This is a genomic window from Microcoleus sp. CZ3-B2, assembly GCF_036705055.1.
In the GTDB taxonomy this organism is placed as follows: domain Bacteria; phylum Cyanobacteriota; class Cyanobacteriia; order Cyanobacteriales; family Microcoleaceae; genus Microcoleus.
Genome location: NZ_JAUBTN010000026.1, coordinates 70589 through 81118 on the forward strand (window position 1 = coordinate 70589; position 10530 = coordinate 81118).

5 protein-coding genes are annotated in these 10530 nt (G+C 46.2%); 2 read left to right on the forward strand and 3 right to left on the reverse strand.

The genetic code is table 11. The annotated features are described in order from the left end of the window. Positions 1-38: 38 nt before the first annotated feature. The 3 genes from QUA97_RS14175 to QUA97_RS14185 form a co-directional block, all read right to left on the reverse strand. The gene (locus tag QUA97_RS14175; protein ID WP_194067819.1) at positions 39-3035 is read right to left on the reverse strand and encodes a peptidase domain-containing ABC transporter; all 2997 of its coding nucleotides are present in this window, start codon (positions 3033-3035) and stop codon (positions 39-41) included. A 136-nt stretch (positions 3036-3171) separates the two neighbouring features. Next, positions 3172-3921, reverse strand: coding sequence for a peptidylprolyl isomerase (locus tag QUA97_RS14180; protein WP_194009725.1), 750 nt, complete (start codon positions 3919-3921; stop codon positions 3172-3174). A gap of 149 nt (positions 3922-4070) precedes the next feature. After that, complete coding sequence (locus QUA97_RS14185) at positions 4071-7916, reverse strand: glycosyltransferase (RefSeq protein WP_333194959.1); 3846 nt, start codon at positions 7914-7916, stop codon at positions 4071-4073. 374 nt (positions 7917-8290) lie between these two features. Between QUA97_RS14185 and QUA97_RS14190 the strand changes: the two genes are divergently transcribed. Together QUA97_RS14190 and QUA97_RS14195 are read left to right on the forward strand one after the other, a co-directional pair. Then, on the forward strand, positions 8291-9964 hold the full coding sequence (locus QUA97_RS14190; RefSeq protein ID WP_333194960.1) for a methyltransferase domain-containing protein: 1674 nt from the start codon (positions 8291-8293) through the stop codon (positions 9962-9964). Between the two features lie 93 nt (positions 9965-10057). Next, entirely contained in the window at positions 10058-10456 is a 399-nt protein-coding gene (locus QUA97_RS14195; RefSeq protein WP_333194962.1) for a four helix bundle protein, read from the forward strand. Positions 10457-10530: the final 74 nt, after the last annotated feature.

Genomic DNA, 10530 nt, shown 5'->3' on the forward strand with positions numbered 1-10530 from the left:
TTGTTCGTTATCGGTTGTAAGTTGTGAGTTGTGAGATATCAAGTATTCGATGACTCTTGTTGTTGGAAGAGGCAATAGTAACGTCCTCTAAGAGCCATTAATTCTTTGTGAGTTCCCTGCTCGACTACAGAGCCTTGATCCATCATAATAATTAAGTCGGCGTTTTGGATGGTAGTCAGGCGGTGAGTAATGAAAAACACCGTGCGACCTGCGAAAGCTTCTGCTAAGTTATTGCAAACTTGGCGTTCGGAATGATAGTCGAGGGCGCTTGTAGCTTCGTCTAAAATCAGCAATTTCGGGTTTTGCAAAATCGTGCGGGCGATCGCCAAACGCTGTCTTTGGCCCCCAGAAAGCGACGCACCGCGCTCTCCGACTATCGTATTGTAGCCAGCAGGCAAGCCCATGATAAAGTCGTGAGCCACAGCTAATTTTGCCGCCCGCACAATCTCATCCGTACTCGCATCGGGATTGCTCAGGGCAATATTTTCCTGTACCGAGCAGTTAAACAGCAAAGTATCTTGCAGCACCACCCCAAGCTGACTGCGGAGCGAATATAATTCCACCTTGGCAATGTCGTAACCGTCAATAAAAATCCGGCCCGAAAGCGGGGCATAAAGACGCTGCAACAGCTTCATCGCCGTACTCTTACCGGAACCGCTTCCCCCCACAATTCCCACAAAACTGCCAGCGGGAAAATCCAAATTCACATTCGCCAATTGCAGAGCCCCGCTTTCTAGGAATCGGAAGGAAACCTCCTCATACTTAACATCCCCTTGAATTGCAGGCAGCGGGATATTGCTCCTGTCTTCCTCGCTGGTTTCCGTGGGTTTATCGACAATATCCTTGAGCATATCGATCGACATCGAGACTTCTTGGAAACTCTGCCACACGCTCACAAAACGCAGCAGCGAACCAGTCACGTTCCCCGAAATAATTCGGAAAGCAATCAACTGGCCCAAAGTCATGTCATTGCTCAGTACCAAATAAGCACCCACCCACAACTGAGCCAAGTTACCCACCTGGTTTAAAAAGCTGCTAATCGTACCTGCTGTTGTCCCCGTGATAATTGTTTTAAAACTGGCTGTAATGTATTTTGCGTAGCGGCTAGACCACTCCCAGCGGGATTTTAATTCAATATTTTGAGCCTTAACAGTTTGAATTCCGCTGACTACTTCTACTAGATAAGATTGAGAGTCAGCAAAACGCATATTTCTTTGTTTGATCAGGCGCAGCACCAGGGGATTAATCAGAATAATCATCAGCGCCAGTACCGGTACCACTGCCAAAGATACGAAGGTTAGCTTCACGCTGTAGGAAAGCATCACCGCGACGTAGACCACCGAGAATACTGCATCGAGAACAACTGTTAAAGCTGTACTCGTCATGAATTCCCGAATCTGGCCCATCATGCTGAATTTGTAAACCAAATCTCCGACGCGCCGGTTGTCAAAGTAATTCTGGGGCAGCCGCAGCAAGTGGTCGATGATTTCCGCACTCAACTTGACATCGATGCGGTTGGAAGTATCTATAAATAAGAAGGTACGCAAACCATTTAGCAGTCCTTCAAACAGGGCAACACCTAACAGAAACGCCCCCAAAATATCCAAGGTGTCGATGCTGCGCTGACCTAATACTTTATCAATAATTACTTGGCTGATTAAGGGGTTGGCCAGACCGAATAACTGTACAAAAAACGAGGCTAAAAGCACTTCAAAAAACACTGTTTTGTGTTCCATCAGCGCCGGCACAAACCACCAGAAGCTGAACTGCTCTTTTTGCTCGACTTGGGGAGCTTGCAGCAGCAGGACTTCTCCTAGTTCTCCCCAGATTTCTTTAAACTGAGGTATCCGCTTCCGCATCAGCCCCTTTTCAGGAGTTGCCATCACCAATTCTTGCTCGGTGATGCTGTAAATAATGGCAAAGCTATTTTCCCATTTAACCATTACGGGAGCTTTGATGCGGTTGATGGCTTCGGCTGGGACTTGCGCTAATTGGGGCGTGAGGCCGATGCTTTGGGCGATCGCCCCGCAGGCTTGCAAGTTGATCGCACCAGCGGTTTTTAACTGATTTTCTAGAACTTTGCGGATGATATCCCGACGAAATTTGATGCCGAAATACTTGCTCAACATTTGGAAGCAAGCTAGGGGCGCATCTATGGTTCCTTTGGCGCGGAAAACCGGATATTTCGTATCCTTTGGTACTTCGGCTCGCGGGTCTGCAGGAGGTGGTGCGGGCTTAATCACCAGCGATTTTTCACCACTAAGCGACCTCACGCCTGGGTCTTGTATCGAAGTTTCGATTTGTGACTCTGGTTGCGGTTCTGGGGGTTCGCGGAAGCCGACCAAGCGCGCGCCGGCGTGACCTTCTACTTTTAAGGATTTGGCTGCGGTTTCCACAGAGAAACGGCTGCCGGTGGGAAAATCGCCCAAGACGCCGCTGCTGACGAGCCAAATGCGATCGGCATCTAACTCTTGGGCGAGCTCTTGGGTTTTTTTGTTGCCCTTTGGCACGTTGACAACTGTCGCGTCTTCCCAAGCTTGCAGGGTGAGTTCCTTGAGATTGGAAGTACCGTCGGCTTGGCGCTGCAATTCCAGGCTCAACAGTTCAAATACTTCGCTCAAGGAAGAGTGAGCGCGAAAGGCTTCTCCGAATGTGGGTTGTTTTTCCACTACACTCAGGAAATCTTCAGCAGGTATGACGATCGCGATTACATCTGTAGAGGCAATCGCCGTTTCGCAGGGAATTCCCCTGAGCAAGCCAGCCCAGCCTATAATTTCCTGTGACTGCACCAAACGCAAACTGACGTGGCGCTGCGACCGCTGGTCAAACCCCAGCAGCCGGGCCTGGCCTTGATAGATAATTGCCACCTGAGCCGGCATTTTTTCCCGTTCAAACAGGGGTTGCCCCGTGCTGTAGCCTAGGAGTTGGCATTTAGCCACCAACGCTAGAAGAGCCGTCTCAGAGAGTCGGTCAAAGGGAGGTGTTTTAGCTAAGAAATCCTGAATCTGGGAGAGGGAAACAGCGGCAGAAGTCATCCGATTTTAGATTTTAGATTTTAGATTTTAGATTTTAGATTGAATCCACAGATGAATCCGGAGGCTTTTTGTCAGGATGCTACGCTTTTAAAGTTTCCACGGATAAATCCGCGGCCCCAGACAAAATTGCTTTCGGTCACGATATTGAAGACACCGAAGACAGGGGTTGTAGCGGGCCAATCTTCGATACCTGTTCGGCGACCCAGCTTTCAAAGAGTTCGTTAATCAAGCGCAGCCGCATCGATTCGTCGAGCTGGGCCGGCATGAACTGTTCTAGTCGAATAATTACCATCCATTCTGCCAGAGGACGCGGTGTCCAGAGTTGATTTGGCTTGCTGACAGACAAAAGTTTGCTGATTGCCGGGTGTGGCTGGCTCAGGGGTACAGGGCCCAACACGCCGTCGGACTTGGACTCTGGGCCTTCGGAAAAGTTGCGGGCCACTTCGGCAAAGGTTTGTTCGCCTTCGAGGATGCGAAAGTAAAGTTCGTTTGCTAGTGCTGGATTTTTGGTGCGTACCAGGGAATAGACTACGTGGTCTAGGCTGGCTTTGCGGGTTAAAAAATAATTATCAACTTTAGGTCTCCAAGTCTCTTGCTTAAATTTTTCGATCAGCAAGGGTCTGACGGCCATGTCTTGAAGTTCTGCTGCAGTCATGTTTTGGCTGCGGAGCCAAGCTTCTCGGGCTTCCGGCGCTGTCAGTTGGTGCTGTGCCAGAAAGTTTTCGACGGCTCCCTGTCGTTCTTCGTCGCTGCAACTAAAGGATGCGATCGCTTGGTCTATGATTACACCCCGCAAAAATTGAGGCATCAACTGATACCGCTTCAGGAGCGATGGCATATCCTGAGCTTGAAGCAATTTATCGCCTATTTGAAAAAGTCCTGTCATTTTTTTATCTCCAACTGACTTGCGCTTTCCCTTTTAATTTAGCTGTGGCAGGAAAAGAGCGACAACCACTAACCTCTCAATCTCCCGATGATAGCAGAGCGTTAAGAAAGCTAGCGCTATTGCTGTCTATTTCTTGACGCTTTACCGGGCTACGGGTTCCTTTCAAATAGTTTGCCTATCAGGGAGGAGTAAGCGAGGCTATCAAGAATTTTGGGGTTTGTCGCCATTGTTTGCTGGACTCGATCCCGATAGTGCCGGCGCAGTTTTGGGTTGGTTCCCAGTGCTGTACTCAGCTCTATATAAGAGTTCTCGCTGTTTGCTACAAGTTCCGGAAGTTGTAGCTCTTCGAGGACTGCTGCTGATGGGCGCGATCGAATTTTTTGCCCTTTTCTTGCCACTACTGGCAACCCTACCAACAGCGCTTCTGAACCGGAGCCGGCATCGCTGTATGGATAGGCTTCTAAATATATATCAGCTAATTTCAGACATTTTATGCAATCTGCGCGATTTTTTAGCGCTCTTATCACAACTATCCGCTGTTTGTCAAGCCCAAATTCCCCGAATGTCGATCGAATTTGGTTGTAAAAAGGCACCGCCGCGTAGTTTTCTCGGCCCGAACCAAAGGGATACAAAACTAAAATAGAATTCGGCACAGCAGCAATAATTTTTGCCCAAGTTAATCGCAATTCTGGGATAATTGTCCAAACCGGAGCACCGGAGATGAACACTACAGATTCATCAGTGGCTCCCCAACTGCTGCGAGTCGGTTCAACTGTGGCAGCCGCTGATGCTACCGGATAGCTGAAACAAACTCCCGAACCTTCTAAAGTAATTAATTTTTCCCGATACTGTGCTGCTGCACCTGTCGGCAATGTCAAATCTCCAGCAATCAAATAATCGATATTTCGGGCTGCAGTGCTGGCCGGATTTGATGCAGCGGTAGCCATTTGCACCCGCGCCAGTCGGTGCAAACACAGCAGCGCGGTTGCTTGGGAAGTTTCGGCGATATTAGTGCAAATTAGCAGAATATCTAAATCGTGCGATCGAATTTCCTGTACTTGCTCTGGCAAATCCCCCGAAAGTTGCACCAGTTTGTCAGCGCAACTTTCGCAATATTTCCCCAATTGCTCATCCTCTACCTGGAAATGATACACGATAACTTCAAACTTGGTTTTATCCAAATATTCAAACGTGGGAATAGCAGCAAAAGTCTCGGAATTCAAACTAATTTGATTCAGCAAAAATCCCACTCTAATTTTATTTCGTTTAACTACTATTTCAGCAAAAATCCAGTCTATTTGACAGCCAATATTTTTTAAATAAAATTCCAGAATATCAGCTCGCCGAATCAAGACATCTAGCAGATTAGCTTCGCTCAAATTCAAGGTTTTAAAACTAACATTCTTAGCAATATAAGCAGCCAAATAACGCCAAACTTCCGCATCGGGAAAACGGGCAATATTAGTAGCGACGTAATCTATCAACCCCTGGAAATATTCCGAGTATTTTTCAACATCTCCCCTCTGCTGAAAACAAGTCGGAGATTGAAATAGAAAATTCAGAAAATCGTCAAAAAACCACTGGGGAATCGCTGCATTTTTATACTCTAGCCGCAACTGATAAGCCTCCCCGTACAGCATCGCTGCGAGGAGATATTGAATCTGCTCAGCAATTGCCCCTGCGTCAGCAAGTTGCGAGACTAACTGCTGCACAAAACTTTGTTCTGACTCCGTTAAAATTTCATGTTTCAGGTGGCAATCCATTAACAACTTATGAGCTTTTCCCGCTGCTTGCGAGTAAGCGCTTTCTAAATTTTTGGCTGGGAAATTTAGCCAATATTCCGCTAATTGTTGGCGGTACTGGCGCATCTTTTCCAGAATAAACTGGTTGGATGGATATTTTTTGTACTGTTCTACCAGCGCTGACAAGTTAGATATATTAGGCTGGGTTCTTATGGCTAACTTTTGGCGGATTGTATGTTTGATTTCGCGATTGAGAAAACTGTACTCAGGACTATTTAGCAGTTTTTTGTAAAATCTGACCACATCTTTATGATTTTCCCCAGCCGCGAAGTTTTTCCAGGTTTGTTGGTCGGGATGAATCCTGAGTGACGACAGTTTTTCGTCTACAAATCCGATGTGATAATTGCCCATGATGCGCCACCACATATCTAAGTCTACATACTGAGATAATCCTGAATCAAACAATCCTATTTCTGCAAAAACTCTGGCGGGAATTAATACGGTACTCGGTTCGCCAATTTTGTTGATGGGGTTGCTCAAGCAGTTAGCATCTGCGAGCAATTCTTTTCCGGACTGAATAGATTTTAAATTCGACCAACTTTTGTGCAAATCTTTAATTGATTGGGAAGCTTTACGCAAAATCGGGTGAGATTCATCGGCGGCGATGGTGATAGCGCGCGGGGAGAAAACCATACCGACTTCGGGGTTTTGTTGGGCGAGGGCGACCATTTTTTCGATACATTCTGGTGCTAGCAAGTCGTCTTGAAACAGAAATTTAATGTATTCGCCTTTGGCTTGGGATATGCAGAAGTTCCAGTTTTGTGATAAGCCGTAGTTGCGGTGCAGGATGATGCGGAAGTCGGCGGATGTCTGGGATTGGAAGGATTGGGCGATCGCTATTGTGCGGTCTGTGGAACCGTCATCGGATACAATCAGTTCTATGTTGGGATATGTCTGAGCCAAAGCACTTTTGATTGTTTCCTCAATAAACGCTTCTCCGTTGTACGTCGGAATGCAAATGCTTACCAAAGGCTGCCAGTTTTGCAGTTGGGCTTTTGATTGAGTTTTGGGGTGTGATGATTGCAAGTCAGCCTTAATTTTTGCAGACTCTGCTTTGGCTGTTGCTGACAGAGGCAAGTTTTGAAAATTATCAGTAATCTCGGCAATATATTCGAGACGTTTTCTAATTTTACTACCCGTAACTTGCGGGTTGAGTAAAGTCTGAATTTCCTCAGCAGCTACCGCTCCAATTTCTTGAGCTTTTTGGTAATTATTGAAAACTTTCTGCATTAAATCAGCCGCGTGTTCGACATCCGGTTGAGCCCAAACATTGCCTTTTTTGTAAGGCCCGCAATCTTGCTCAATCGGGATTAATTTATACTTGACCAAAAAGCTGTTACCGACATTCATAAATTCTGTATTTGATGAATAGTCGGTGGCAATTACAGGTTTGCCATAAAACATCGCCTCAGCCATTGTTAACCCGAATCCTTCGCAGCGGTGCAGCGATACGTAGCAGTCGCAATTGTAGAGCAAACCGTTAATTTGCTCTTTGGACAAATACCCGTCTAGATGTTTGATGTTTGAATTGTTGGCTATGGTAGAGTTTAAGGCGGTTTTAGCTTCGGGAAATTGATGTGAATTGGAAGATTTGATAATTAACAATAGGCGGTCATCTTCGCCGAAAGCTTGTTTGAAGGCTTGAATTGTAGCTAAAGGATTTTTGCGTTCGATGCGGCTGCAAAAGTCGAAGATAAACAGGAAAATAAATTTATCTTTAGGTAAACCTAACTCTTTTCTGCTGAGGGAAGGTGCGGGCAGAGCAATGCTGGGCATGATTTTGATGACGGGAATTGGTGAAACTTGGGCAATTGTTTCGGCACAATAATTGCTGTAAGTCCAAATTTCGTGAAAGTGATTAAATGCGGGCTGCCATTGGGGGGGGAATGCGGGTATTTCCCATGCCCAAAATCCGATGTTATATTTGTTTTTAAAATAGCTGGAACCTCTATGTTTGATAAAGGTTGTCACTTCGTCGGCGTTGACTTGAATTAAGTTGACTGGGTGCGGATTGTCAGGGCTAAAGTTTTGATAGGTGTTATCTTGTTGGCGGTGGGGACTGCGGGAAAAATTGTTGATGTTAAAGGGGATTTTGGCTGCTTCTGTTGCTCGGATGTTTGCTCGGACACCTTCTCCGACTCCAAATTCGCCGTTGATGTAGCCGGCGATGTTAATTCCTAAATTTTGATTCATAGTTTTTAATGTATTGAGCTAAGTGTTGTGTTATTTTTTTGATTAAAAAGCTGAATTAATTGATATTCTCAATGGCGCTTGAGGAGGGTAGGAGTTGAGAATAAATTATCGCGTTCTCAATATTTGCTAAGATGTAGCAATCTTTGCTGGATGGGGAACAGGATTTAATTGAACCGCAGAGGGCGCAGAGTACGCTGAGGAAGAGAAGGGAGGGAAGAGCAAGAGAATGAGTTGGTCTCGGAAAATTTTGTTCTTGACAAATGTGCCGATCGCCATTGTATACTGGCATCGCCATGCTAACTTTCGGCTGGTTTTCTGTCGCATGGGTTGCTCTGTTTGATTTTACAATAAACTAATCAGGAATTTTAGACAAAGTGCTCGATCGCGTCAACCACGACCTTTTGAAACTGCTACCGCCGGATGCTAAAGTCGTAGTCGAAATTGGCTGCGGTACGGGTTCGAGTGGTGAAGAATACAGGCAGATAAATCCCCACTGTCAGTATATTGGCATTGAACGCGATCGAGAAAAAGCCGCGATTGCGGTCGATCGGCTAAACTGGGTGACGGTAGCCGATATTGAAGAACTTGCCGTAGAAAGTCTCGACATCGCCCCCGGAAGCGTCGATTGCTTGATTTTTGGCGACTTGCTACCCTATTTCAAAAATCCCTGGGATGTCCTCAAGCAGTACAGTGCTTTGCTCAACCCTGAAGGGCAAATTCTCGCCACAATCCCCAACGCTCAATACTGGCGGCGCATTGTCAATCTGTTGCGGGGAGATTGGGAAAATCCCGATGGCAAGATGCAGCACTGGTTTACCCTAGAAAGTATTAAATCACTATTTGCTGATGCTGGATTGCAGGTTTACGAACTGCAAGGAAAGGGACACAAAACCGAAACTTTTTCCCGCTTCCAGCAATTGCTGCATCCAATGGTGAAGGCTTTAGAGCTGACATCGACGGATTTTGCTACGCAAACCGGTGCTCAATATTATATCGTGCGATCGACCAAATCGGCCATATCACCCCGCAGATTGCTGATCCAAACTATCATTATGGCTCCTACAGGCTGCGATCGCGTGCGAGTTTTGGAACCAGACAAATTTAGCGCCACAATTCCCGGAGTCCGCACCGTCTCCAGCGTGAAAACCGTAGAATCAATTAATCCGCTAGCTGGAGAAGAAAAAATCTTCATCTGGCAGCGGACAATTATGCAATATCCCGCCTACATTCCCAAGCTCAAAGAACTGCTGCAACAAGACTACTTAATAGTAGCTGAAATTGACGACAATCCAATCCGCCGCCGCGAATATGCAGACAACAATTACCTCAGCTATCGCGGCTGTCACTGCGTTCAAACAACGACAGAACCGCTAGCCAAAATTTTGCGGCACTACAATCCCAATGTTGCCGTATTTCCCAATCAATTAGCTTATCTGCCCCCAGCGCGAATTTACCCAACAGAAAATACAGTCACTCTATTTTTTGGTGCCCTCAACCGCGAACAAGATTGGCAGCCGATTATGGCAGCGCTCAATCGAGTTTTGGTCGCACAAAAACATCGGATTCGAGTTAAAGTCATCCACGACCGCCGATTTTTTGAAGCGCTGGAAATACAGCAAAAGGAATTTGAACCGTTTTGCAGTTACGAACGGTATCAAGAAATTATGTACAGTTGCGATATAGCTTTGTTGCCGCTAGTTACCAACCCAGTTAACGAAATGAAATCCGATTTAAAGTTTATTGAATGTGCGGCGCGGGGAGTTGCGGTTTTGGCAAGTCCCACAGTCTACGAAAATTCAATTATTGAAGGTGAAACTGGGTTAATTTACAAACATAAAAAAGAGTTTGAAATCAAGCTAAATTCGCTAATTAATGATAATATTCTGCGCCAACAAATAGCCGCGAATGCTTACGAATGGGTGCGCGACAACCGCTTGCTGTGCGGGCACTACCGGCAGCGGCGAGACTGGTACTTGCAAATGCGGGACGAGTTGCCGCGTTTGAATGCTGAGTTGCGAGGAAGATTGCCGGAGTTATTTAGCGACTAAGTGCGGAGGGGGAGATTAGGAGAGGGGGAGAGGGGGGGATTGGGAGAGATAGATTGACAACAATTATTTAGGTGAAACTCATGTGAGGAGAAGATGAGCAATCAACGAATTCAAAGTCATCGGGATTTGCAAGTATATCAACAGGCGCTTAATGCTGCCATGCACATTTTTGAGTTAAGCAAAAAGTTTCCTGTTGAAGAGAGATTTTCATTAACCGACCAGATACGTCGTTCATCGCGCTCTGTATGTGCTAATTTAGCTGAGGCTTGGAGAAAACGCCGTTATGAAGCAGCTTTTGTGGCTAAGTTAAGCGACTCTGAAGCCGAAGCGGCTGAAACTCAAACCTGGATTGAGTTTGCACTCAAGTGCAATTATTTAGATATTCAATCTGGCCAAGAACTCGACCTAGCTTACGACCAAATTCTCGCTATGTTAGTGAATATGATTCACCATTCCTCAGACTGGACAATCCCAAATAACACAAAAAAGTAATATATCTCCCCCAATCCCCCTCCCCCAATCTCCCCCTCTCCCAATCTCCCCCTCTCCCAATCCCCCCCTCTCCC

Coding starts and splice junctions, on each gene's coding strand:
- QUA97_RS14175 (WP_194067819.1), bottom strand. CDS start 3,035: ATGACTTCTGCCGCTGTTTCCCTCTCCCAGATTCAGGATTTCTTAGCT.
- QUA97_RS14180 (WP_194009725.1), bottom strand. CDS start 3,921: ATGACAGGACTTTTTCAAATAGGCGATAAATTGCTTCAAGCTCAGGAT.
- QUA97_RS14185 (WP_333194959.1), bottom strand. CDS start 7,916: ATGAATCAAAATTTAGGAATTAACATCGCCGGCTACATCAACGGCGAA.
- QUA97_RS14195 (WP_333194962.1), top strand. CDS start 10,058: ATGAGCAATCAACGAATTCAAAGTCATCGGGATTTGCAAGTATATCAA.